This is a genomic window from Serratia ficaria, assembly GCF_900187015.1.
Classification (GTDB): domain Bacteria; phylum Pseudomonadota; class Gammaproteobacteria; order Enterobacterales; family Enterobacteriaceae; genus Serratia; species Serratia ficaria.
In genome coordinates this window covers 1,899,400-1,922,408 of record NZ_LT906479.1, presented here as the reverse complement: position 1 = coordinate 1,922,408, position 23,009 = coordinate 1,899,400, and the positions used below count along the sequence as shown (strand labels likewise).

22 protein-coding genes and 1 tRNA gene are annotated in these 23,009 nt (G+C 57.6%); 12 read left to right on the top strand and 11 right to left on the bottom strand.

Annotated elements, in window-relative coordinates; genetic code table 11:
* Nucleotides 1–7: 7 nt before the first annotated feature.
* The 6 genes from CKW09_RS09070 to CKW09_RS09045 form a co-directional block, all read right to left on the bottom strand.
* Nucleotides 8–1,705, bottom strand: a complete 1,698-nt coding sequence (locus CKW09_RS09070) for an OmpA family protein (protein ID WP_095096847.1) — start codon at nt 1,703–1,705, stop codon at nt 8–10.
* On the bottom strand, nt 1,702–2,391 hold the full coding sequence (gene tssL, locus CKW09_RS09065; RefSeq protein WP_061797984.1) for a type VI secretion system protein TssL, short form: 690 nt from the start codon (nt 2,389–2,391) through the stop codon (nt 1,702–1,704). The genes CKW09_RS09070 and tssL overlap by 4 nt, the downstream gene beginning before the upstream one ends.
* Entirely contained in the window at nt 2,388–3,728 is a 1,341-nt protein-coding gene (tssK, locus tag CKW09_RS09060; RefSeq protein WP_061797985.1) for a type VI secretion system baseplate subunit TssK, read from the bottom strand. Before tssK ends, tssL begins: the two co-directional genes overlap by 4 nt.
* Before the next feature lie 15 nt (nt 3,729–3,743).
* On the bottom strand, nt 3,744–5,291 hold the full coding sequence (gene tssC, locus CKW09_RS09055) for a type VI secretion system contractile sheath large subunit (RefSeq protein WP_095096844.1): 1,548 nt from the start codon (nt 5,289–5,291) through the stop codon (nt 3,744–3,746).
* Nucleotides 5,292–5,323: 32 nt separating this feature from the next.
* On the bottom strand, nt 5,324–5,821 hold the full coding sequence (tssB, locus tag CKW09_RS09050; protein WP_095096841.1) for a type VI secretion system contractile sheath small subunit: 498 nt from the start codon (nt 5,819–5,821) through the stop codon (nt 5,324–5,326).
* A gap of 932 nt (nt 5,822–6,753) precedes the next feature.
* Nucleotides 6,754–6,841: transfer RNA gene (locus tag CKW09_RS09045), tRNA-Ser, on the bottom strand.
* A 228-nt stretch (nt 6,842–7,069) separates the two neighbouring features.
* Here CKW09_RS09045 and yccA point away from each other — a divergent pair.
* A complete protein-coding gene (yccA, locus tag CKW09_RS09040) occupies nt 7,070–7,729 on the top strand; it encodes an FtsH protease modulator YccA (RefSeq protein WP_061797988.1) in 660 nt (219 codons plus the stop codon).
* 110 nt (nt 7,730–7,839) lie between these two features.
* Nucleotides 7,840–8,169 carry a sulfurtransferase TusE gene (tusE, locus tag CKW09_RS09035; RefSeq protein WP_061797989.1) on the top strand — a complete coding sequence of 110 codons (330 nt, stop codon included), beginning with the start codon at nt 7,840–7,842 and terminating at the stop codon, nt 8,167–8,169.
* A gap of 4 nt (nt 8,170–8,173) precedes the next feature.
* On the opposite strand, the gene yccX is transcribed toward tusE, so the two are convergent.
* Nucleotides 8,174–8,452: an acylphosphatase gene (gene yccX, locus CKW09_RS09030; RefSeq protein ID WP_061797990.1), complete on the bottom strand. Its 279-nt coding sequence runs from the start codon at nt 8,450–8,452 to the stop codon at nt 8,174–8,176.
* 90 nt (nt 8,453–8,542) lie between these two features.
* Here yccX and rlmI point away from each other — a divergent pair, with 90 nt between their 5' ends.
* Together rlmI and hspQ are read left to right on the top strand one after the other, a co-directional pair.
* Nucleotides 8,543–9,733 (top strand): 23S rRNA (cytosine(1962)-C(5))-methyltransferase RlmI, encoded by a 1,191-nt coding sequence (gene rlmI / locus CKW09_RS09025; protein WP_061797991.1) that lies wholly within the window; start codon nt 8,543–8,545, stop codon nt 9,731–9,733.
* Nucleotides 9,734–9,794: 61 nt separating this feature from the next.
* Nucleotides 9,795–10,112, top strand: coding sequence for a heat shock protein HspQ (gene hspQ, locus CKW09_RS09020; RefSeq protein WP_061797992.1), 318 nt, complete (start codon nt 9,795–9,797; stop codon nt 10,110–10,112).
* A gap of 57 nt (nt 10,113–10,169) precedes the next feature.
* On the opposite strand, the gene CKW09_RS09015 is transcribed toward hspQ, so the two are convergent.
* The gene (locus CKW09_RS09015; RefSeq protein WP_095096838.1) at nt 10,170–10,583 is read right to left on the bottom strand and encodes a CoA-binding protein; all 414 of its coding nucleotides are present in this window, start codon (nt 10,581–10,583) and stop codon (nt 10,170–10,172) included.
* 253 nt (nt 10,584–10,836) lie between these two features.
* Between CKW09_RS09015 and CKW09_RS09010 the strand changes: the two genes are divergently transcribed.
* Both CKW09_RS09010 and CKW09_RS09005 read left to right on the top strand, forming a co-directional pair.
* Nucleotides 10,837–11,502: a DUF2057 family protein gene (locus tag CKW09_RS09010; protein ID WP_061797995.1), complete on the top strand. Its 666-nt coding sequence runs from the start codon at nt 10,837–10,839 to the stop codon at nt 11,500–11,502.
* Nucleotides 11,503–11,624: 122 nt separating this feature from the next.
* Complete coding sequence (locus CKW09_RS09005; protein ID WP_061798181.1) at nt 11,625–12,083, top strand: methylglyoxal synthase; 459 nt, start codon at nt 11,625–11,627, stop codon at nt 12,081–12,083.
* Between the two features lie 32 nt (nt 12,084–12,115).
* Here the strand turns inward: CKW09_RS09005 and helD are convergent, their stop codons facing one another.
* On the bottom strand, nt 12,116–14,170 hold the full coding sequence (gene helD, locus CKW09_RS09000; RefSeq protein ID WP_095096835.1) for a DNA helicase IV: 2,055 nt from the start codon (nt 14,168–14,170) through the stop codon (nt 12,116–12,118).
* Nucleotides 14,171–14,336: 166 nt separating this feature from the next.
* Between helD and CKW09_RS08995 the strand changes: the two genes are divergently transcribed.
* Nucleotides 14,337–14,789, top strand: a complete 453-nt coding sequence (locus tag CKW09_RS08995) for a YccF domain-containing protein (RefSeq protein ID WP_061797997.1) — start codon at nt 14,337–14,339, stop codon at nt 14,787–14,789.
* Nucleotides 14,790–14,815: 26 nt separating this feature from the next.
* Entirely contained in the window at nt 14,816–16,951 is a 2,136-nt protein-coding gene (gene yccS / locus CKW09_RS08990; protein ID WP_095096832.1) for a YccS family putative transporter, read from the top strand.
* On the opposite strand, the gene CKW09_RS08985 is transcribed toward yccS, so the two are convergent.
* Nucleotides 16,948–17,610: a TfoX/Sxy family DNA transformation protein gene (locus CKW09_RS08985; protein ID WP_061797999.1), complete on the bottom strand. Its 663-nt coding sequence runs from the start codon at nt 17,608–17,610 to the stop codon at nt 16,948–16,950. The genes yccS and CKW09_RS08985 overlap by 4 nt on opposite strands.
* A 232-nt stretch (nt 17,611–17,842) precedes the next feature.
* Between CKW09_RS08985 and sulA the strand changes: the two genes are divergently transcribed.
* Together sulA and ompA are read left to right on the top strand one after the other, a co-directional pair.
* A complete protein-coding gene (gene sulA, locus CKW09_RS08980; protein WP_061798001.1) occupies nt 17,843–18,349 on the top strand; it encodes an SOS-induced cell division inhibitor SulA in 507 nt (168 codons plus the stop codon).
* Nucleotides 18,350–18,707: 358 nt separating this feature from the next.
* Complete coding sequence (ompA, locus tag CKW09_RS08975; protein WP_061798002.1) at nt 18,708–19,784, top strand: porin OmpA; 1,077 nt, start codon at nt 18,708–18,710, stop codon at nt 19,782–19,784.
* Nucleotides 19,785–19,884: 100 nt separating this feature from the next.
* Here ompA and matP read toward each other — a convergent pair whose 3' ends face one another.
* Nucleotides 19,885–20,343, bottom strand: a complete 459-nt coding sequence (matP, locus tag CKW09_RS08970) for a macrodomain Ter protein MatP (protein WP_061798003.1) — start codon at nt 20,341–20,343, stop codon at nt 19,885–19,887.
* A gap of 209 nt (nt 20,344–20,552) precedes the next feature.
* Here matP and CKW09_RS08965 point away from each other — a divergent pair, with 209 nt between their 5' ends.
* Complete coding sequence (locus CKW09_RS08965) at nt 20,553–22,304, top strand: AAA family ATPase (RefSeq protein WP_174524361.1); 1,752 nt, start codon at nt 20,553–20,555, stop codon at nt 22,302–22,304.
* Nucleotides 22,305–22,372: 68 nt separating this feature from the next.
* Entirely contained in the window at nt 22,373–22,891 is a 519-nt protein-coding gene (gene fabA, locus CKW09_RS08960; protein ID WP_061798005.1) for a bifunctional 3-hydroxydecanoyl-ACP dehydratase/trans-2-decenoyl-ACP isomerase, read from the top strand.
* The last annotated feature ends 118 nt before the right edge of the window (nt 22,892–23,009 follow it).

The following is a 23,009-nucleotide window of genomic DNA, read 5'->3' as shown; positions in this document are numbered from 1 at the left end:
CTCTCCATTAATTGTCGGTAACGCCATCATCCTGTGATGACGTCGGGGTGTTGCCCGGTATCCGGCAGGCATCTGCCTGCGGTACCAGACTGATGTCGACACGTCGGTTAAGCGCACGGCCTTCCGGGGTGTCGTTGGTTGCGACAGGGCGGCTTTCGCCATGGCCCTGCACCGCAAAACAACTTTCCGGCACATCGCCGGTATCGCGCATCCAGTCACGTACCGCTGCGGCACGTTTCCGGGAAAGTGCCTGATTGAGTGCTGGATTCCCGGTGTTATCCGTGTGGCCTGCTACCACAATCAGCCAGCCCGGCTTGGCTTTGATGCCCACCAGGGAGTTAATGAGCATTTTGGTGGAGCCCGCCTTCAGCACGTATTTGCCGGAATCGAACAGCGACATGCTGTCGAGCCGCACAATTTTCGGGGCCGGCTTCGGTTGCGGTTTGGACGGCGGTGGCGGCGGAACATACGAGCGGATCGCATCCAGCACCGGCATACGCAGACGCTCGCCCTGATACAGGCCGAGGCTCATCCGGGCCGGTACGCCATTACGCGCCTGGCCATCCAACTGCGCGGCGTCCTCTCGCAGCACCGCGACGGCGTCGGCTTTCGGACCGTAATCATCCATCGGGATACGGTCATAGCGGGCAATATCGAAGCTCACGCGGTGCAGCAGCTGGCGATTGTTCCAGCCACTGCCGAGCAGTGCCGCAATGGCCGCCAGAGTGAAGATCCCGAGTGCACAGCGCCAGGCACGCCCCCGCGAGGTTAATCCCCGCCCTTCCGGCAGCAGCGGCAGGATGAAATCCGGGAACGGCGATATCACCGTACTGTCCGTCCCCACCGGCTGCCAGCCAGTCACCTGCTGCATGGCGGTGTGACGGGACAACCACGCCGTCCAGGCCGATGACGCCAGGCTCCCGGCAAGGATAGGCCCCATTCCCCACAGCACCGCTGCAGGTGCGATGGCCGGAACATCGGGGTTCTCATCCAAAAAGACGGCTTCGACGTGCTGATGGAACCAGCTCATCAGGCTGTTCATCAGCACCTGTTGCTGCATCGCTGGCGTTCCGCCGGTGGTGACCCATGCGGCGATAGAGCTCGGTGCTGAAGACTCACGCCAGACCCTCATCCCTTCTCCCGGGATCGCCGCCTGCCAGAGCAGGTCATTCGTCATCGCGCTCCCGACCTGACCATTCAGTACCAGCGGCACGGAATGCCCGGTATCCTTGCGCAACTGGCTGATCTGCCAGCGCAGGGCCAGCAGGCGACTGGTCAGTGCTTCGCAGTCGGCGAGCTTCTGCGGGCAGACGCTGACCATCACCGACAGCTGGCGCCCCCAGTCAGGGCGCTGCCACAGTACCTGACGGGCTGCCTGCTCCAGATCCTGAAAACCCTCCACGCGGATCCAGCACCCCTGCGTAACAGTGAGCACCGGTGACTGATGCCGCCAGGCCAGCGGCAGATCGCCGCAGACCAGCACCACCGGCTGACGGTACGTGGCTTCCGGGAGGTCATCCAGATGCAGGGCGACGTCGTGCTGAACACGACGGCTGGCGATGTACCAGGACGCCGCAATCAGCCCCAGAACAACCAGAAAAACAAGAACGGACACCCGCCGGGATGCAGGCAGAAAAACCAGGCAGACCACTGCACTCAGCAGGACGGCCCACAGCGCAAGCCCGCGCTGTTGTGCGGGACTCATTTCACGGCTCCCGGCAACAGGGTCAGCAGCATTTGATCGAGCCAGTTGCTCAGCCCCCACCATAGGGCGGCGACCGCCACCACGCTCAGGCCAATACGCACGGGCCATGACGCCAGCCATCCCCCCATTCCCCGCCCGGCACTGCTTCCCGCCAGTACAGGATGGGTTTGCGGATAGCTGAAGGTCGGGACATGTTCACTGAGTGCGCTGACGAGTTTCTGGCGCTCCGGGTCGTTCACTGAGCGGAAACTGCCGAGGAACCCCAGCATCATGACCCGCTGAAAGCAGGTCACGACAGCCTGGTCAGGAGCCGGTTCACGCAGCACATCGCGCATCCGATCGCACAGGGTGTCACCGGCATCCATGGTGCCGAGGAAATGCCCCTGCAGGGGAATGTCATACCACTGCACGCAGGCGTCATCCTCCACGCCGCGGCCTTTGACCGCCTCATCGAGCAGCGCACACTGCGCAGTGAGAATATGCTGACAGCTGGCCTCATCGAGCTCGCTCGCTTTCAGCTCACGCTGCACACGCTCGACATCAGCAATGCAGCGTTCCCACAGCATCCGGCCTTCCCCGTCCTGGAATGTCGGGCCGTGGCGCAGGCTAATCGCCTGTAGCCAGGTGTCTTGCAGCAGGGCATCGATATCAATGGACGCGGCGGTCCCGCGTTGACGTTCGCTCATGTTCTCAGCACCGCAAAGAGTTCAAGCTCCGGCTCACCAAGCATACCCGGGACATAAAACATGCAGTTGCCGCTGTCGAGCATGTCAGTTGCCAGGGGATGGGAAATATCGAGGCTGAAATACTGGTTCTCCAGACGTAGTGGAATGGCCGCCGGCACATGGCGCAGCGGTGTCAACGGAACCCCGACGCGTGAGGAGTTCACGATGCCCCTGACATGATCCGGGCTTCCCACCTTGCACTGGCGCGGGAACTGCTCCTGCAGCTGCGCCACCGGCATCGGGGAGCGCACCGACAGGTAGTAGTCGGCACCTTCACGCAGACGGGGATCGTGCAGACGTGCCTGCCAAAAGTGCAGCCGCTTATCGTGCTCAAGCTCAATTGACACCACCCGAGACGGCAGGCTCGCCTCCAGCAAGTCGCTCAGTAAATCAAACAGCGGTGGGAAAACGGCATTCAGTCGCTCGTGCTGATAGGCCGGTATCACACTCACCTGATGTTCCAGGGAGAAGGTCAGCAGACTGCCGGCCAGGCGGGACAGTTCGGTATGAAGGCGTTCTGCCGGGCTCTGCAGATTGCGCTGGAACTGGCCCAGTACCGGCTCGGCACTGTTCAGGGCATTGAGCAGCCAGAAGAGAGACACGTCGGCCACCGCAAAATCCGCCATCCGCTCATTGCTTTCGCGGCGCATAGCCATCAAACGGGTCAGACGGGCGCGCAGCTGTGTCATCAGCTGTTCGAGTTGGGTCGCCAGCCAGCGGCTGCTCTGTACGGTCAGCAGCGGCGGGAGAAATCCGTCATCAAGCCGCCAGACGCCCTGCAAGTCCTGCTGCAGACGGGCCACCGGGCAGGTCAGATAATCGCTGTTGTTTTGATGGGCAAAGCGCAGCGTCAGTTCCGGCTGCATCACCGCAATCTGGCGGAGGTCTTCACCAAACTGGTTACGCACGTCTCGCCAACGCTGACGGAAACGCACCGGACGATCGGCCACCTCATCAGGTTTCAGGCAGTTGCCGCCATTCGCCCGCAGCAGGGGCAGCGCCAGTAACACCACCACGTCACGCGATTCGCTGTCCAGTGACAGAACCGGGGGCAGCGCATCGGCATTATCTGTATCGATAAGCGTCCCGTCCGGGAAACGGACATGCAGCTTACGGGCCTGCAGACGGCCGAGCTTCAGTGCGTCCGGTTCAAAGACAGACTCAATCATCCCCCAGGGATGATTGAGTCCCATTCGGGCAATGCATTCCGCGGACCAGGCCGCATACGCGGCCTGTTGCTGGAAATGCTGGGGAGAGATCATGATGCCCCTGCCCCATAACGGTTGTTCCGTTTTCATCGGCTTCCTGCCTTATTAGGCTTTTGCTTTCGGCATCTGGGAAACCAGCGACAGGTTCACGTCCATACCTTCCACCTGGAAATGCGGTACCGCATACAGCTTCACGCGGAAGAAACCCGGGTTGTCCTCGATATCTTCCACGATGACTTGCGCATCGCGCAGCGGGTGAGACGCCTGCAGGTCGTCGCCCGGATCGGTCATTTCCGTCACCAGACCGCGAACCCAGGCGTTAAGCTCCAGCTCCAGGAGACGACGGTCCTTGGTGGTACCGATGTTTTCACGCTGAATAAGCTTCAGGTAATGCGCAATACGAGACAGCAGGAAGATGTACGGCAGACGCGCGTTGATGCGGCTGTTGGCCGTCGCATCGACGGTGTCGTACAGTGCCGGTTTCTGGGTGGAGTTTGCCGAGAAGAAGCAGCTGTAGTCGCGATTTTTGTAGTAGGACAGCGGAATGAAGCCGAGGTTGGCGAATTCAAACTCGCGGGTTTCCGGGATCATCACCTCACTCGGGATCTTCACCTGATTGCCGGTGCCCAGATCGTACAGATGGATAGGCAGGTCCTGAACGGCGCCACCGGCCTGCGGGCCACGGATTTGCACGCACCAGCCGTTGTTGATGAAGCTGCGCACCATGTTGGCGGCAAACGCAAAGGAAGCGTTGGTCCACAGATATTTGTCGTGATCCGGGCCTTTCACTTCTTCGACGTAGTTGAAGCTGCGCACCGGCACGGTGTCCGGACCGTACGGCAGGCGGCCCAGTACGCGCGGCATCACCAGACCGATATAGCGGGAGTCGTCCGTCTCGCGGAAGGATTTCCATTTGATGTATTCGGCGCGGTCAAAGTAGTTACCGATATCTTTGATGGCCGCCACGTCCTCCATATTGTCTTTGAGGAAGAACTTAGGTCCAGCCGAACCGATAAACGGCATATGCGCCGCAGCGGAGACTTTGGAGATATTGCGCAGTAACGCCACGTCCTGCGCTGACGCATCAAATTCATAGGCGGAAATCAGTGCGCCAATAGGTTCGCCACCCGGGGTATCGTACTCATCGATATAGGTGTGTTTATACAGTCCACTCTGAATAATCTCCGGCGCGTCTTCGAAGTCCTGACGAAGATCGTCTTTCGACAGGTCAAGCAGCTCGATTTTAACGTTCTGACGGAAATCGGTTTTATCGACCAGTGACTTGGCGCCGCGCCACAGTGACTCAACGGACTGGAATGCCTCATGGTGCATTACCGCGTCCAGTTGGCGGCTAATTTGGTAATCCAACTCTGCGATATGGTGGTCAATCAGGGTCTTATCCAGTTTCTCGACTTTTGAGCCCGCTTTAGTCAGGCATTCCAGAAACACTTGCATACCGGCTGTCAGGCGCTCGTCGGCGGTCGCATCCGACATCGCCTGCGCATCCTGCCAGATATCCAGCGCACTCAGCTCGGAAACCGGGTTTAAGTTGATCTTTTCAAACAGGGAGGCGTATACCCCCCCGGCTTCCGGACGCTCCAGTACCACGTTCCCAGCGCCGGCGGTATTCTCATTTTTTACAGACATCAGCATTTCCTTCATTAATCCGTTAAATATCGCGGCCGTTATGGTTGTTTCGGCGCCAGAGCAGACAGCTCACTGCGCAGTTCAGCGCTAAGCGCAGGGTCGAGCAGGATTTTTTCCAACTCTTTGCGGAAGGTCGCGTTGTCCAGCAGGTTAGCCTTCAAGTCGCGCAGCAGATTGCGCATGGCGAGCATGGCCTTCAACTGAGGTATCTGGGCGGCTACCTGCTCGGGTTCGAAATCTTTCATTTCGTGGAAGGAAAGGCTGACGTTTTCTTCGCTGCCGTCACCGGCCAGGGTGTTCTCTACGGAAAGACACACTGAAGGGGAAAACTCAGCCAGCACTTTGTCGAAGTTGTTTTTATTTATGCCGACCGTCTCACGCTCCGACACCGGACGTTGTTCGGCACCGTGGCTGTAATCCCCTACCACCATCAACTTGAGGGGCAATTCGACTTTTTTCTGCGCACCGCCCGTATGCAGGCTTAACTGAATATTAACGCGGGCCTTGGGGATCTCGGACTGATAGGAGTTAGACATGGCTGTCCCTGTTCTATAGAGAATAGAAATGGTCAATGCCACTGAGAAATAATAAGAAAAGCTAACCCTGAAAAAACAACCCTCCGGCTTGCGTTATCCAACGCAAATCAAAATCCGGAAGAAAAAGCGGGTATATTCCATTCACCAGCAAGCATGACACGTGTTTTAAGCATTTGTCTGAAACTGAAAAATTTCGGACAAAAACCTATAGGCGGAGTGTAGAAACGTTATCGAGGTGATTAAAATTCATTAATTGTAACCAATTATTACGGTTGGTTGTTTTGCCAAAAAAAGATCACCCTGATGATTTATAAGAACTTTCTTACGAAAACTCATTCAGGCCCTATGGAGCAAGGTATTCAAAAAACGACCGTGCCAGATCGGACCTTCAGGTGGCGCGAAATATAATCAATGGCGAGAAATATCTGATTTTGGCGTTTTTACGAAAAATACAACGTTGATGTCGCCATTTTTCATCTCGGATATAATGAATTGAAAAAACATTCATCAAGCTAATATTTTTTACCGATTCTATTAAGTGAAACGTTTATCGCTCCCCCAAGGCAAACTTGTATTTGCGATGAAGCTATTTACACCGCAACTTAGAGATGCAACGGCCAGTCCGTTGGAAAAGATTTCCCTGACCTGCAATTTAAGGGGGTGAACCGTCGGAGATTAACGAGGGCAATATTCTGGCAACTTTCCAGCGAATGCATCAGAGCAAGGGAGGATCTTGGAGCGTTGAGTAATTAACGCTTTCAATAAATTGCCGGGGTTTGACGTCGGACCGTTACGGTAAAGGGTACGCCCATTTAGTAGGCAGGGAGCAGCAGGAGGTAAAGCACAGCAAATGAAATCAATGACTCATGGCATGCTGCAAAGTTCATAAAGCAAAAAACCCCGCGCTCATCAGAGCGCGGGGTCAGAATGTATGGCGGAGGAGCAGAGATTCGAACTCTGGAACGGTTTCCCGTCGACGGTTTTCAAGACCGTTGCCTTCAGCCACTCGGCCACCCCTCCGCAACGAGCCGAACTATAAACAGAGCGGATCCGCTTGTAAAGCCCAGGGCCGTTCAACCGCGTGAAAAACCAGCAACCGGCATTCGGCCGCTGAAGAAACGCCCGGCCGGCGCTCACTGTTGCAGCAATGATAACTAAGGGTAAAGATTGGTAAACAAACTTTAATCAAATGCTTGCGCTGCCTATCATCGTGATTAATTTTGTGATGACCTGATAAGAGAGATCATTATGGACCGCATTGTCGTCTCATCCTCCGCGCGCGACTCGCTGCTCAGCACGCATAAAGTCCTGCGCAATACCTATTTCCTGCTGTCTTTGACGCTGGCCTTTTCCGCCCTGACCGCCACCGCCAGCACCATGCTGGGCCTGCCGGCCCCGGGCCTGCTGCTGATGCTGGTCGGCTTCTATGGGCTGATGTTCCTGACCCATAAGCTGGCCAACAGCCCGGCGGGGATTCTGGCCGCCTTCGCGCTCACCGGTTTCATGGGGTATGCGCTGGGGCCGATCCTCAGCTCGTTCCTGAATGCCGGCGCCGGCGACCTGATCATGCTGGCGCTGGGCGGCACCGCGGCGGTGTTCTTCTGCTGCTCGGCCTACGTGCTGACCACCCGCAAGGACATGTCGTTCCTCTCCGGCATGATGATGGCGGGCTTCGTGGTGCTGCTGGTGGCGGTTATCGCCAACCTGTTCCTGCAGATCCCGGCCCTGCACCTGGCGATCAGCGCGCTGTTCATCCTGTTCTCCGCCGGCGCTATCCTGTGGGAAACCAGCAACATCATTCACGGCGGCGAGACCAACTATATTCGCGCCACCGTCAGCCTGTACGTTTCGCTCTACAACATGTTCATCAGCCTGTTGAGCATCCTGGGCTTCGCCCGCAGCAACTGATTCGCATCAACGCAGCGTCCAAAGCCCCGCCTACGCGGGGCTTTATTTTTGGCTGCGCCAAAAGTTTGCTAAACTGGCCGCCGTTCCGAATTATCCATTACCGAGGCAGTATGTTGGAGTTTGAAGGTCAGGTTATCGAGACCGACGCGCAGGGCTACCTGAAAAACAGCGCGGACTGGCACGAAGGATTGGCGCCGCTGCTGGCCGCCGAAGAGGAGATCGCGCTCACCGAGGCGCACTGGGAGGTAGTGCGTTTTGTCCGCGACTTCTACCAGGAATTCAATACCTCGCCGGCGATCCGCATGTTGGTCAAGGCGATGGCGCAAAAATACGGCGAAGAAAAAGGCAATAGCCGCTACCTCTACCGTTTATTCCCGAAAGGCCCAGCCAAGCAGGCGACCAAAATCGCCGGCCTGCCGAAACCGGTAAAGTGCATCTGATCCGCTAATAGCGAATGTCGAACCTCGGGTAGTCCGCAACCCCCCGCGGCTCCACCAGCACGCGGTCGACGCGCGCGCTGCGCGGGCCGCCCTGCTTCAGCCACTCCATCAGCCTGTCCACCTGCGCCGGCTCACCGCAGGCCACCACCTCGACGCTGCCGTCATCGAGGTTGCGCGCGTAGCCGGTTAACCCCAGCGCCGTGGCCTGATGCTGGGTGGAATAGCGGAAGCCCACCCCCTGCACCACGCCATACACATACGCAGCAATGCAAACCTGTGTCATAATCAGCTCCTTATCGATTTCGTTATGGCATTTCCGTGCGCCTGCACGGCGGTGTCACCCTTTTTTATCTAGCTGGCAGCATTGTTAATTATGACCGTACGCTTAATTCTCGCCAAAGGACGTGAAAAGTCCTTGCTCCGTCGCCATCCGTGGGTATTCTCCGGCGCCGTTCAACGCGTTGAGGGCAAAGCCCTTTCCGGTGAAACCATCGATATCCATGACAGCCAGGGCAAATGGCTGGCGCGCGGCGCCTACTCCCCCGAGTCGCAGATCCGCGCACGCGTCTGGACCTTCCAGCAGGATGAAGAGGTTAACATCGACTTCTTTATTCGCCGTTTACAGCAGGCGCAAAGCTGGCGCGACTGGGTGGCGCAGCGCGACGGCCTGGACGGTTACCGCCTGATCGCCGGCGAATCCGACGGCATGCCGGGCGTCACCATCGATCGTTTCCAGAACTTCCTGGTGCTGCAGTTGCTGTCCGCCGGCGCCGAGTATCAACGCGCCGCCCTGCTTTCCGCCCTGCAGCATTGCTACCCGGAGTGCTCTATTTATGACCGCTCCGACGTTGCGGTGCGCAAAAAAGAAGGTTTGCCGCTGACGCAGGGCCAGGTGTTGGGCGATCTGCCGCCTGCGCTGTTGCCGATTACCGAACACGGCATGAAGCTGCTGGTGGATATTCAGCAAGGACATAAAACCGGTTTTTACCTCGATCAGCGCGACAGCCGCCTGGCGGCGCGCAATTATTCCGCCGGCCGACGGGTGCTGAACTGTTTCTCCTACACCGGCGCCTTCGCCGTCGCGGCCCTGATGGGCGACTGTGAGCAGGTGATCAGCGTAGATACCTCGCAGGCGGCGCTGGATATCGCCAAACAGAACGTCGAGCTGAACCGGCTGGATTTGAGCAAGGCGGAGTTTGTGCGTGATGACGTGTTCCAGCTGCTGCGCCGCTACCGCACCCAGGGCGAAAAATTCGATCTGATCATCATGGATCCGCCGAAGTTCGTCGAAAACAAAAACCAGCTGGCCAGCGCCTGCCGCGGTTACAAAGATATCAACATGTTGGCGCTGCAGCTGCTGAACCCGGGCGGCATTTTGCTCAGCTTCTCCTGCTCCGGGCTGATGCCGACCGATCTGTTCCAGAAAATTTTGGCCGACGCCGCTGTGGATGCCGGGCGTGATGTACAATTTATAGAGCAGTTCCGACAGGCTGCCGATCACCCGGTTATCGCGACTTATCCTGAAGGGCTGTATTTGAAAGGCTTTGCGTGTCGGGTGATGTAACTTGAAATACGCTGTTTTGCCCTCATATAGAGAGCAAGGCACTGTTTCTCAGGAGGTCATCATGATTGCCAGCAAATTCGGTATCGGACAACAGGTTCGGCATAAACTGCTGGGGTATTTGGGGGTGGTGATTGATATCGACCCTGAATACTCTTTGGAACAACCAAAAGCTGACGAGATAGCGGCAAACGACGATCTGCGCTTTGCCCCTTGGTATCACGTGGTGATGGAGGACGAGGAAGGCCAACCGGTACATACCTATCTGGCGGAAGCGCAGCTGGATGGCGAGGCCCAGGAGGCTCATCCCGAACAACCCTCGCTGGATGAACTGGCGGAGTCCATCCGCCACCAGCTGCAGGCGCCGCGGCTGCGCAACTGAGCGCGCCAGACCTGAGAAACCCCATGAGGGCCCGGCATCGCGCCGGGCCCTTTTCATTTAACGCTCCAGCCCCAGGCGCGGGATCTCGATTTTCGGGCAGCGATCCATCACCACCTTCAGCCCGGCTTGCGCAGCCAGCGCTGCCGCCTGCTCGTTAATCACGCCTATCTGCAGCCACAGCGCCCTGGCACCGATGGCTATCGCCTCTTGCGCGACGGCATAGGCCGCCTCTGAATTGCGAAAAACGTCCACCATATCCACCGGATGGGGAATGTCCGCCAGCCTGGCGTAAGCCGGCTGCCCCAACAGGCTCTGCCCCGCCAGCTTGGGGCTGACCGGCGTAACCTGATAGCCCTGGGCCAATAAATAGGCCATGACGCCATAGCTGGGCCGCGCCGGATTATCGCTGGCGCCGACCAGGGCGATGGTTTTCACCTGTTGCAACAGCTCTGCGATCTCATGGTCCTGCATACTCAGCTCCCGGCCATCAACGAAATTGTCTGTTCTGAGTGTAACCGATAGCGCCAAATTCAGCTAAACGCCGCGCGGCTGAAACTCCAGGCCAATTCCATGGTCTGAGGCTGTCACGGTGGGAGACAACGTCGGCATGTCCAAATGCATTTAAATGTGTAAAAATGTAAACTCACTGGCCATATTGAAAAATTTTGACACAACCTGTGGCGTGTCCAACACTATAGCTATGTCACTTTATAAGGAGATAATGATGAAATTTGGTCTGGTGGTTGCGGCGCTACTCAGCATCAGCATGCCGGCCGCGGCTACGACCCTGAAACTCTCCCCGGACATCGACCTGCTGGCGGTCGACGGCAAGAAAATGACAGGTTCGTTGTTAAAAGGCGCCGACAGCCTCGAGCTGGACGGCGGGCAACATCAGCTGCTGTTTAAGGTCACCAAATCCGTGCGTTCCGGCCAACAGGATCAGATCGCCTACACGTCCCTGCCGCTGATCGCCACCTTCAACACGCAAAACGTCAGCGCCGTGGCGATTGAGCTGCCGCGGATAGAAAACGATCGTGACGCGCAGCGCTTCGACAAAACGCTGAATTACCAGGTGATTGATCCGAAAGGCAACGATCTGCCCATGCGGCACGACGTGTTGCACCCCGACAGCGTGACCTTCAATACCGACCTGGAGAAGGTGATGTCGGACTACAATCGCCAACATCGCCCGGCCTCGGTGCCAGCCTTCGCTCAGGCGCACTCCGCCGCCGCGCTTTCTCCGCAGTCGGCCGCGACGCTGAATTCACCGACCGTCACGCTGAAAGGCGAAAACGTCTCCGAGCAAATGCTGCAGTATTGGTTCCAACAGGCGGACAAGGAAACGCAGAAGCGCTTTCTGCGCTGGGCCAACAAGCAGCCCGTTCGCTAAACAATTCGCGCCTTGCCGGGGTAAAGGCGCGTTTTCTTCGCATTTTCAGGCGCAAACGCTAGGCAGTGAAAAACAGTTTCAGTAATCTGTCGCACATCACCCGATTAGCGAAGGACACCGAGATGGAATTGACCACCCGCACTATCGCCGCGCGCAAACACATTGCGCTGGTGGCGCACGATCACCGCAAACAGGCCCTGTTGGAGTGGGTTGAAAGCCATAAGGCCATACTGGCGGAGCATCAGCTGTACGCCACCGGCACCACCGGCAACCTGATCCAGCGGGCCAGCGGCCTCCCGGTGCAGAGCATGCTCAGCGGCCCGATGGGTGGCGACCAGCAGGTTGGCGCGCTGATCTCCGAAGGTAAAATCGACATGTTGATCTTCTTCTGGGATCCGCTGAACGCCGTGCCGCACGATCCGGACGTGAAGGCGCTGCTGCGGTTGGCGACGGTGTGGAATATCCCGGTCGCCACCAACCGCTCCACCGCGGATTTCCTGATCGACTCGCCGCTGTTCAAAAGCGCGGTGGAAATCGCCATACCCGACTATCAGCGCTATTTGCAGGAACGCCTGCAGTAATGCCGCGGGTCTGGCTGCCCGCCAGGCCCGGTTTAGGGTTTTTTCTGCAGCGGCACGCCAAGATCCTGCAGCTGTTCGACAAACACCGAGGGGCGTTCGCGATCCTGCAGCAGCCAGACCTGGTGTTTGGCGCGGGTCAGCGCCACGTACAGCAAGCGCCGCTCTTCGGCGTCCGGGAAATCTTCCGGCTGCGGCAGTAAAACATCCTCCAGCACCGACTCGCGCGCCACCGCCGGAAAACCGTCGCCGCCCTCGTGCAAACCGGCAATAATCACATATTCCGCCTGCTGCCCCTTGCTGGCGTGAATGGTCATGAACTCGATATTCAGCTTCGGCCAGCGGGTCGCCGCTTTGGCCAGCGCCTGCGGTTTCAGGTGATGATAGCGCGCCAGCACCAGGATGCTTTCTTCCGGCTTGGCATAGCCGCTCAGCTTGTCCAGCAGCGCTTCCAGCTGTTCGTGCGGCAAAATCGCCACCGATTTTTTGTTGCCCTTGCTCAGGCTGTTCAGCGGTTTTTTCAACTGGTGCGGGTTCTGCAGCACAAAGCGGTTGGCCACTTCGCCGATGCGCTCGTTGAAGCGGTAGGTGGTGTCCAGCGCGCACTGCGCCCCTTCGCCGAAGTTGGCGGCGAACGCCGTGGTCAGCGCCAGCTCGGCGCCGCTAAAGCGATAGATCGCCTGCCAGTCATCCCCCACCGCGAACAGGCAGGTCTGCTTGTTCTGCTTGCGCAGCGCCGCCAGCAGCTGGGCGCGCTGCGGCGAGATATCCTGAAACTCATCCACCAGGATGTGTTTCCACGGGCTGACAAAGCGGCCTTTTTCCAGAATATTGACCGCCTGATGGATCAAGCCGGAGAAGTCCACCGCCCCTTCGTCTTTCAAGGCGCTTTTCCAGGCCTTCAACAGCGGCGCCATCAGCCGGATGCGTTTTGAGAACAGGTCGCGGATTTCGTCGTCCGCCTGTTCGATCATTTCCGCCTGGCTGCCGCCGTGCATGCGCATCAACCCCAGCCAGCGTTCGAGCCGCCCGGCCAGCCGCTCCGCCAGCCGCTTATCCTGCCAGAAATCCCCTTCCGGCACTTCCCACTCGAGTTCTTCGGTCAGCCATTGACGCCACCCTTTGGCCTGCGCCTTTTTCTCCGCGCATTGCTGCTGCCAGTTGGCGATCAACAGCGCTTTCCGCGCTTTGCCGTCGGTTTCCAGCTTGCTGATAGCCGGCACTTTTCGATTGCCCTGCTGAATGATCTGCAGCGCCAGAGCATGGAAGGTTTTCGCCTGGATGCCGACGTCGCCCAGCCGTTCCTTGATGCGCTCATTCATTTCGCCGGCCGCCTGGCGGCCGAACGCCAACAGCAAAATTTGCCCGGGTTCGGCTTCCTGACGGCGCAGCAGCCAGCCGGCGCGCGCCACCAGCACCGAGGTTTTACCGCTGCCGGCGCCGGCCAGCACCAGCACCGAGTCTTCGCCGTTCGCCACCGCGCGGCTCTGCGAATCATTCAGCGGCGAACTTTCGACCGTCTGGAAAAAGTCGTGATGGGTTTCCAGCATGCGTTCGGTCCACTGCCGGTTGCGCTGTTCGATGCTGTGCAGGCCATGCTGCAGCCACTGCAGGCAGCGTTGATAATCGTCACGGCAGTTGTCGAACTCATCCAGCCGCACCACCGGCATCGGCAACGCGTCGAAGGACTGGCGGATCTGCTGCTGCAGCTTGCCCAGCTCGGATTTTTTAAACCATTTATCCTGCTGTTCGATGCGTTGGATCTGCTCGACCTGCTGCTGCAGCACCCCGGCGCTGACCTCGCTCATCTCCGCGCTCCACTGCTGCCAGGCCTGCTGCAAGTAGTGATAAAAACGCTGGGTCTCCTGCCACTCGGTGCCGTGCAGCCGCACCACTTTCTCGTCGGGCAGTTCAAACTCCAGTTCGCCCCAGACGATGCCGCGCTTGCACCTGACCTGTATCAGCTGGTTGAACGGGATAAGGTATTCATGCTTCTCGCCGCTGACCTCAACGCCGGCGTGCAGCAGCCGCACGCGGTTGTAAGGGTGCTGAGCCAGGTGTTTCCCCAGCGATGTCGCTTTAAGTTCCATATCGTCGCGCCATGACTATGTTGAGATTAAATAACGGATATCTGCCAGTTTACCTGCGATAAGCAGTGGCACTCTAGCGCTAAAAAAAGGGTAGAATAGATTTTGCGTTTTGATAGCGAACGCAACCGCGTCGCGGTTTGACCATCATTAGAGCAGAATGACGACTATGCGTACTGTACTGAATATTCTTAATTTCGTGTTGGGCGGTTTTTTCACCACCCTGGGCTGGCTGATCGCCACGGTGTTCAGCGTCCTGCTGATCTTCACCCTGCCGTTAACCCGCTCCTGCTGGGAAATCACCAAATTGTCGTTTTTGCCTTTCGGCAATGAGGCGATCCACGTCAATGAACTTTACCCGGAAAAAAGCAATGCGCTGCTTTCCGCCGGCGGCTCGCTGCTGAATATCGTTTGGCTGGTGCTGTTCGGCTGGTGGCTGTGCCTGTCACACATCGCGGCCGGCATCGTGCAGTGCGTTTCGATCATCGGCATTCCGGTCGGCATCGCCAATTTCAAAATCGCCGCCATCGCCCTGTGGCCGGTGGGCCGCCGCGTGGTTTCGGTTGAAATGGCTCAGCAGGCCCGTACCGAAAATGCCCGTCGCCAGTATCAACAGCGTTAATTTTTTCTCCGTTTGAGGAGTTTTTCGTGCTCTCTTTTGCACCCGCGCTACGCCGTTACGCCTACAACAGCAATGTGCTTTACCATCTGCGCATCTTCATTGCGCTGACCGGCGCAGCCGCCGTTCCCTGGTGGCTGGGCATTCCCAAGCTGACCATTCCTCTGACGCTGGGCGTGGTCGCCGCGGCCTTGACCGATCTGGACGACAGGCTGACCGGCAGGTTGCGCAACCTGCTGATCACCCTGGTGTGTTTTTTTATCGCCGCCGCCTCGATTGAGCTGCTGTTTCCTTACCCTTGGCTGTTCGCGCTCGGTCTGATGCTCTCCACCTGCGGCTTTATTCTCTTGGGCGCCCTGGGGCAGCGTTACGCCACCATCGCCTTCGGCGCGCTGCTGATCGCGGTTTACACCATGCTCGGCACCTCGATGTATGGCGCCTGGTATCAACAGCCGATGCTGCTGGTCATCGGCGCGCTGTGGTACAACCTGCTGACGCTGACCGGCCATGTGATCTTCCCCATCCGCCCGCTGCAGGAAAATCTGGCCCGCTGCTATGAGCAGCTGGCTAACTATCTGGACGCCAAAGCCAACCTGTTCGACCCCGATGCCGAACACGACGCAGACCTGCCGTGGATGGATGTCGCCATGGCCAACAGCGCGCTGGTGACGCTGCTCAACCAGACCAAGGCCTCTTTGCTGACGCGCTTGAAAGGCGATCGCGGCCAGCGCGGCACCCGCCGTACGCTGCATTATTATTTTGTCGCGCAGGATATCCACGAGCGGGCCAGCTCTTCTCACGTTCAGTATCAGGCGCTGAGCCGGCAGTTCCGCCACAGCGATATTCTGTTTCGCTTCCAGCGCCTGCTGAGCATGCAGGCGCGTGCCTGCCGGCAACTGGCGCAGTCGATCCTGCTGAGGCAAAAATATCAGCACAATCCGCGATTTGAGCCGGTGTTTAACCGCATCGAAGAAGCGCTGGCGCGCAGCGCCGCCACGCGGGAAAATGCCGAACTGACCAAAGCGCTCGCGCACCTGCTGAAAAATTTACGCGCCATCGACGCCCAACTGGCCAATATCGAATCCGAACAGGCGCTCGCCAATGGGCAAACGGAAGAGAATAGCCTGGCAGACGATCGCCTGACCGGCTGGAGCGACATCAGGCTGCGCATCAGCCGCCACCTGACGCCGCAGTCCGCCCTGTTCCGCCACGCAATCCGCATGTCGGTGGTGCTGTGCGTCGGTTACGCGTTTATTCAGCTTACCGGCATGCAGCACGGTTACTGGATCCTGCTCACCAGCCTGTTTGTGTGCCAACCCAATTACAATGCGACTCGGCGCCGGCTGGCGCTGCGCATCATTGGCACGCTGGCCGGCATATTGATCGGCCTGCCGATCCTTTACTTCGTTCCGTCGCTCGAAGGCCAGATGGTGCTGATCGTCATCACCGGCGTGCTGTTCTTCGCATTCCGCACCGTGCAATACGCCCACGCCACCATGTTTATTACCCTGCTGGTGTTGCTGTGCTTTAACCTGCTGGGCGAGGGTTTTGAAGTGGCGGCGCCGCGCGTTTACGACACCTTGCTGGGCTGCGCCATCGCCTGGGCGGCGGTCAGTTTCATCTGGCCGGACTGGAAGTTCCGCCAATTGCCGGCGGTGGTGGACAAGACGCTGAACGCCAACTGCCGCTACCTGGACGCCATTCTGGTGCAGTACCATCAGGGCAAAGATAACGGCCTGCCCTATCGCATCGCGCGACGGGATGCGCACAACAGCGATGCCGAACTGGCGTCGGTCATCTCCAACATGTCCGCCGATCCCAAGACCGATCGGGCGCTGCAGGAGGCGGCTTTCCGGCTGCTGTGCCTGAATCATACCCTGCTGAGCTACATCTCCGCGCTCGGCGCGCACCGTGAACGCCTGAGCAACCCCGCGACGCTGGATTTACTGAATGATGCCGTGTGCTACGTTGACGGCGCCCTGCATCAGGAAGAGCAGGACGGCTCGCGCATTGCGCAGGCATTGGAAAACCTCGCTGAGCGCATCCGGCACACCGTCCCGGAGCCGGAAAGCAAAGATCAATTGGTCTTGCAACAGATTGGGCTGGTGCTTGAACTGCTGCCGGAGCTGACTGCGCTGCACGCGCGTATCAATAAGGCCAATTAATCATTCAGGGCCGCCCGTTGGCGCTGAATGACCGGCTCATGGCCATGGCTGCGCATCGCCATCGTATGCTCGAACCACTGGATCAGCTCGCCGCGCAGTTCGGCGGGCAAAGCGGCATGGTGATAGCCGGCGATCGCGCCCGCCAACGACAGCAGCATCCGCACCCCAAGAGGGTTTTGCTGTTGCAACAGCCGCAGGTAGCTGCGCCTGGCGCCGTACAGCCGCAGGTCGTAGACGTTGCGAATGCCGGCCCGCCACAGCAGCCGCTCCATATTGATATCGATATTGGGCAACGTCCTCAGCCGCCCGTGGCTGCCGGTTTTGCTCTGCTGTTCCCTGCGCGCCTCCCTGACCGCCTGCCACGCCAGACCAATCAGCTCGTTGCGTTCGCGCCAGAGCGCCTCATCGACCCAATAATAACGCATGGTGATCGGCACGCCGCGCTTGGAGTAAATCATATTGACCATGCCGCGGGCGCGAAACGTCGGCTCCAGACCATGAGTCGCCCGCAGATACAGTTCGCCTTCCGCTATCACCGCGAACATGACGCCCTCGGCCAGCAGCCCATAACCGCCGAACTGCGAGCGGATGGTGATGCAGCCCAATACCGAGAAGCAGGCTTTCGCCTGTGCAATCCTTGCCGTCGATATCCCTTTCATGACGAGACTCCCTTGTAGGTTATATGCGTAATATTTCTCACATCAATGAAATAAAGGTAACGTGAACAACTAATTAGAAAAATACGCACTAACGGTAGCCATGCCAATCACAAAAAACGGCAGTATAAAAAATAATCGCGGTTATGCGAGGCGCTACTAAAATTTGGGTTGATCTTATCTCCCACCGGGTATACTGTATATACATACAGTGACACTACGGGCGGGATACTTTATGCGTACTCAATCACTTTACCAACCCCATTTCAGCCGCAACGCTATCGCGGCGCCCCATGCTGCCAAGACCACCGACGCCGGCAACGAAAATGGCCTTATCAGTGAACTTGTTTACAATGAGCATCAGCCCGCGGTCGCACAGTTGTTACTGCCGCTGCTGCAACAGCTTGGCAAACAGTCGCGCTGGCTGCTGTGGCTTACGCCGCAGCAAAAACTCAGCAAACTGTGGCTGCAGCAATCCGGCCTGCCGGTCGAGAAAATGGTGCAGCTGAGCCAAATCAGCCCGCTGGCGACGGTGGAGGCGATGGAAAAAGCGCTGCTGACGGGGAATTACAGCGTGGTTCTCGGCTGGTTGCCCGAGCTTACAGAGGAAGATCGTCTAAAATTAAGGCGTGCGGCAGAATTGGGTAATGCATACGGCTTCATCATGCGTCCGCAACGTGACATTAACCCGACTCACGGACACTGTTCCACCCTAAAAATTCACTCTTCTTTGTATCATTAAGTAAATTTAGGAATTTTCCCATCATTTTTATCCCCCGCGAAGGGAACCTTTGCCGGATCATGCAGAAAGCGAGTCCGGCTGCGGTTCCGCGAGAGAAAACGCTCAGAAATTCGCCCTGTTTTTTGCCGATTAGTGTTAGCAAATATGTACGATTCCGCGTTTTTTTTTAGAGCTTTATCACATCACACTTGTAACTTTCGCGCCACGTTGTAGACTTTACATCGCCAAGGTTGCTCTATAACGCCAGGAAAACTGGCCGAGTAACAAACGAGGGCTCAAACCTTGGCGAAGGAATTTAACCAAGGGCTTAAAACAGCTTTAAAGCTCATTGCCTATTTGGATGATAACGAGGCGCAAAATGAAAAAGACAGCTATCGCATTAGCAGTGGCACTGGCTGGTTTCGCTACCGTAGCGCAAGCCGCCCCAAAAGATAACACCTGGTACACCGGTGCTAAACTGGGCTGGTCCCAGTACCATGACACTGGTTTCTACGGCAACGGTTACCAGAATGGTATCGGCAATGGTCCGACCCATAAAGATCAACTGGGTGCTGGCGCGTTCCTGGGTTACCAGGCGAACCAATACCTGGGCTTCGAGCTGGGCTATGACTGGCTTGGCCGTATGCCTTACAAAGGCAGCGTGAACAACGGTGCTTTCAAAGCACAAGGCGTTCAGCTGGCAGCTAAACTGAGCTACCCAATTGCTGACGATCTGGACATCTACACTCGTCTGGGTGGTATGGTATGGCGTGCAGACTCCAAAGCTAACTACGGCAACGGCACTCGTCTGAGCGACCACGACACCGGCGTTTCTCCGCTGGCTGCTGTTGGTGTTGAATACGCACTGACCAAAAACTGGGCTACTCGCCTGGACTACCAATTCGTAAGCAACATCGGTGATGCAGGTACTGTCGGCGCACGTCCAGACAACACCATGCTGAGCCTGGGTGTTTCTTACCGTTTCGGTCAGGATGATGTTGTTGCTCCAGCACCAGCTCCGGCTCCGGCTCCAGTTGTTGAAACCAAGCGTTTCACTCTGAAGTCTGACGTGCTGTTCAACTTCAACAAATCCACTCTGAAAGCAGAAGGCCAACAGGCTCTGGACCAGCTGTACAGCCAGCTGAGCTCCATGGATCCTAAAGACGGTTCTGTAGTGGTTCTGGGTTACACCGACGCCGTTGGTTCTGACCAGTACAACCAGAAACTGTCCGAAAAACGCGCACAAAGCGTTGTTGACTACCTGGTTTCTAAAGGCATCCCGTCAGACAAAATCTCTGCACGTGGTATGGGCGAAGCTGATTCCGTCACTGGCAACACCTGTGGCTACAAATCTGGCCGCGCTACCAAAGCTCAGATCGCTTGCCTGGCACCAGATCGTCGCGTAGAGATCGAAGTTAAAGGTATCAAAGACGTTGTAACTCAGCCACAGGCTTAAGTTACCACTGCTTAGTAAAAAACCCCGCAATGCGGGGTTTTTTTTCGCCCTTTTCTCGCCGGGCCGGCAAAAGTAGCACCGTGCAATATGCAGTAAGAGGTTATTCCTGATCCTTGCCGAGGATAGCCTTGAGGTCTTCTTTCAACAGCGACATTTGGCTGGCGTACTTCTCTTTACGCTCGGCATCTTCTATCAGCTGCACTATGGTTTCCGACAGCGTAACGCCGCGGCGACGGGCCAGGGCAGCCAGACGTTGCCAAACCAGAAACTCCAGATCGATAGATTTTTTTCGCGTGTGTTGATGTTCTGCGTTAAAATGACGCTTGCGTCTGGCGCGGATAGTTTGCTTCATCCGGTTATCCAGTTCCGGATTCATATGAGCGGCAATCCATGCGAGGACTTTTACCGGTTCATTTTCCAGCTTCAGCAGCTCGTTGACAGCTTCCTGAGCAACGCTGTTTTCAATGTAGCGGGTAATGAGTTCCCCTTCCCGGTGCTTTTTCACCAGGTATTTCCATTTCCAACCGCTCTCCAGATTTTCCAGTTGCTGATATTTCATCTTGAGCTCTTCAGTGACCGCGTAACTTTATTAAGCATAACAGCTTTGCGCCAAATTTCCCCGGCAATTAAACCGTCTTTTAGACTGTTTTTTGCACAGTCGCGGTGCGATGTCAAACTCCCTGACGCCAACTGCCACTCTGCATGTATCAAGCTGGCGTTATTCTTGTATAATCGCCCTTTCCCTTTTTGACGATTGCATCTAACACTTTGACCAATAACCGACTTGAATGGCAATCTCTGTTGCCGGACGTAACGCCTTATCAGGCGATATTTGATACCGCCGCTCAGTTGGCACCCGTGCCCTTTGCCGCCATTCAGCCCCGGCTGGAAAACGCGCTGACGCTCTTTTGCCACCCGCAGTCGCCCCCGCGCTTCATGCTGTTGAAAGCGCAAGAGACGCGCGAGTATCTGGCGCTGCTCGCAGACGCCGTGCAGCAGTTGCAGCCGCAGAACACCGCCTTCAAAGGCAGTCATTATGTGATTCAGGGCAGCAAAGTCAGCGTGGAGGCCGCCAGCCGTGGCGACGAACCTTTCGCCGCCGGCGGCGCCTGCGTGTTCCAGGAATGGATCGAGCCGGAGCAGCTGTTTGGCTGCGTGCGCATTCACAATGGCGAAATCACCCTGCAACCGGGCCTGGTGCATCAGGCCAACGGCGGCGTGCTGCTCCTGTCGGCGCGCGCTCTGTTGGCTCAGCCGCTGCTGTGGCTGCGGTTGAAACAGATGATCACCCAACGCCAGTTCCACTGGGTTTCTCCGGATGAAACGCGCCCGCTGCCGGTCACCCTTCCGCCGATGCCGCTGGAGCTGCGCCTGATTGTGGTGGGCGACCGTCACGGCCTGGCCGATTTCCACGACATTGAACCCGAACTCTGTGAACAGGCCGTCTACGGGGAATACGAAGACGATCTGCAGCTCACCGAAGCCGAAGATATGGCGCAGTGGTGCGGCTACGTCAACAGCGTCATCGAACAGCAGCAACTGCCTGCGTTGGCCGCCGATGCATGGCTGCCACTGATGATTCAGGCGGTGCGTTACAGCGGCGATCAGGGCATTCTGCCGCTCTCGCCGCTGTGGATTGGTCAGCAGCTGGCCGAAGCCGCGCTGTATGCCGAAGAAGACCATATCACGGCCAAAGCCTTCGAAGCCGCGCTGAATGCGCGTGAATGGCGAGAAAGCTACCTCGCCGAACGCATGCAGGATGAAATTGAGCTGGGCCAAATCCTGATCGAGACCGAAGGCGAAGTGGTTGGCCAGATTAACGGGCTTTCCGTTCTGGATTACCCCGGCCACCCGCGCAGCTTCGGCGAACCATCACGCATCAGCTGCGTCGTGCACCTCGGCGACGGCGAATTCACCGACGTTGAGCGCAAAGCCGAACTGGGCGGTAATTTGCACGCCAAAGGCATGATGATTATGCAGGCGTTCCTGATCTCCGAACTGGAGCTGGACCAACAGCTGCCCTTCTCCGCCTCGATTGTCTTCGAACAGTCCTACGGTGAAGTGGACGGCGACAGCGCCTCGCTGGCGGAGCTGTGCGCATTGATCAGCGCATTGTCGCAGCAGCCTATCACCCAACAGATTGCCGTCACCGGCTCCGTCGACCAATTCGGCAACGTGCAGCCCATCGGCGGCGTTAACGAAAAGGTCGAAGGCTTCTTCGAGGTTTGCCTGCGCCGCGGCCTGACCGGCAAACAGGGCGTTATACTGCCCGCCACCAACGTGCGCCATCTGTGCCTGCGTCAAGACGTGGTCGAGGCCGTGCGCGAAGGGCAATTCCATCTGTGGGCGGTAAACAGCGCCGCAGAGGCCTTGCCATTACTGACCGGTTACCCCTACTCTGACGAACGGCAGCCGAATCTGTTGGCTGCCATTCAGGAACGAATTGCGCAGGTGAATCCACAGGAACGCCGTCGCTGGCCGTGGCCGCTCCGTTGGCTCAACTGGTTCAACCACGGCTGATCGGACTTGTTCAGCGTACACGTGTTAGCTAATCTGCGTCCTTCATTAAAATAAGGCTTACTGAGAACATGGTAGATAAACGCGACTCCTATACGAAAGAAGACCTCGAAGCATCCGGCCGTGGCGAGCTGTTCGGCGCCGGCGGCCCGCCGTTGCCGGCAGGTAACATGTTGATGATGGACCGCGTGGTCAAGATGACCGAAGACGGTGGTACCCACAACAAAGGCTATGTGGAAGCGGAGCTGGATATCAATCCGGACCTATGGTTCTTCGGTTGCCACTTTATCGGCGACCCTGTGATGCCGGGCTGTCTGGGCCTGGACGCAATGTGGCAGCTGGTGGGTTTCTACCTCGGCTGGCTGGGCGGCGAAGGCAAAGGCCGCGCGCTGGGCGTGGGTGAAGTGAAATTCACCGGCCAGGTGCTGCCGACCGCGAAAAAGGTCACCTATCGCATCAACTTCAAGCGCGTCATTACCCGTAAACTGATCATGGGCGTGGCCGATGGCGAAGTGCTGGTCGACGGTCAGGTCATTTATACCGCCAGCGATCTGAAAGTGGGCCTGTTCAAGGACACTGCCGCATTCTAAGCGGCTATGGCGGCCTGCTACGGCCGCCGTTTTATTCTCCCATCGTTATTTTTTGCTTCGGGGCGATGCTCATGCCCATAACGGCCAACCAGTAACTACAATTATTGTAGTAACATTG

What these genes read in the sequence shown, in the direction of transcription:
- tssC (WP_095096844.1), bottom strand. Translation starts at nt 5,291, where the DNA reads ATGCTGATGTCTGTAAAAAATGAGAATACCGCCGGCGCTGGGAACGTG.
- tusE (WP_061797989.1), top strand. Translation starts at nt 7,840, where the DNA reads ATGTTGGAGTTTGAAGGTCAGGTTATCGAGACCGACGCGCAGGGCTAC.
- tssB (WP_095096841.1), bottom strand. Translation starts at nt 5,821, where the DNA reads ATGTCTAACTCCTATCAGTCCGAGATCCCCAAGGCCCGCGTTAATATT.
- fabA (WP_061798005.1), top strand. Translation starts at nt 22,373, where the DNA reads ATGGTAGATAAACGCGACTCCTATACGAAAGAAGACCTCGAAGCATCC.
- CKW09_RS08995 (WP_061797997.1), top strand. Translation starts at nt 14,337, where the DNA reads ATGCGTACTGTACTGAATATTCTTAATTTCGTGTTGGGCGGTTTTTTC.
- hspQ (WP_061797992.1), top strand. Translation starts at nt 9,795, where the DNA reads ATGATTGCCAGCAAATTCGGTATCGGACAACAGGTTCGGCATAAACTG.
- tssL (WP_061797984.1), bottom strand. Translation starts at nt 2,391, where the DNA reads ATGAGCGAACGTCAACGCGGGACCGCCGCGTCCATTGATATCGATGCC.
- CKW09_RS09005 (WP_061798181.1), top strand. Translation starts at nt 11,625, where the DNA reads ATGGAATTGACCACCCGCACTATCGCCGCGCGCAAACACATTGCGCTG.
- yccA (WP_061797988.1), top strand. Translation starts at nt 7,070, where the DNA reads ATGGACCGCATTGTCGTCTCATCCTCCGCGCGCGACTCGCTGCTCAGC.
- CKW09_RS08985 (WP_061797999.1), bottom strand. Translation starts at nt 17,610, where the DNA reads ATGAAAGGGATATCGACGGCAAGGATTGCACAGGCGAAAGCCTGCTTC.
- yccX (WP_061797990.1), bottom strand. Translation starts at nt 8,452, where the DNA reads ATGACACAGGTTTGCATTGCTGCGTATGTGTATGGCGTGGTGCAGGGG.
- matP (WP_061798003.1), bottom strand. Translation starts at nt 20,343, where the DNA reads ATGAAATATCAGCAACTGGAAAATCTGGAGAGCGGTTGGAAATGGAAA.
- helD (WP_095096835.1), bottom strand. Translation starts at nt 14,170, where the DNA reads ATGGAACTTAAAGCGACATCGCTGGGGAAACACCTGGCTCAGCACCCT.
- CKW09_RS09010 (WP_061797995.1), top strand. Translation starts at nt 10,837, where the DNA reads ATGAAATTTGGTCTGGTGGTTGCGGCGCTACTCAGCATCAGCATGCCG.
- tssK (WP_061797985.1), bottom strand. Translation starts at nt 3,728, where the DNA reads ATGAAAACGGAACAACCGTTATGGGGCAGGGGCATCATGATCTCTCCC.
- CKW09_RS09015 (WP_095096838.1), bottom strand. Translation starts at nt 10,583, where the DNA reads ATGCAGGACCATGAGATCGCAGAGCTGTTGCAACAGGTGAAAACCATC.
- rlmI (WP_061797991.1), top strand. Translation starts at nt 8,543, where the DNA reads ATGACCGTACGCTTAATTCTCGCCAAAGGACGTGAAAAGTCCTTGCTC.
- ompA (WP_061798002.1), top strand. Translation starts at nt 18,708, where the DNA reads ATGAAAAAGACAGCTATCGCATTAGCAGTGGCACTGGCTGGTTTCGCT.
- CKW09_RS09070 (WP_095096847.1), bottom strand. Translation starts at nt 1,705, where the DNA reads ATGAGTCCCGCACAACAGCGCGGGCTTGCGCTGTGGGCCGTCCTGCTG.
- sulA (WP_061798001.1), top strand. Translation starts at nt 17,843, where the DNA reads ATGCGTACTCAATCACTTTACCAACCCCATTTCAGCCGCAACGCTATC.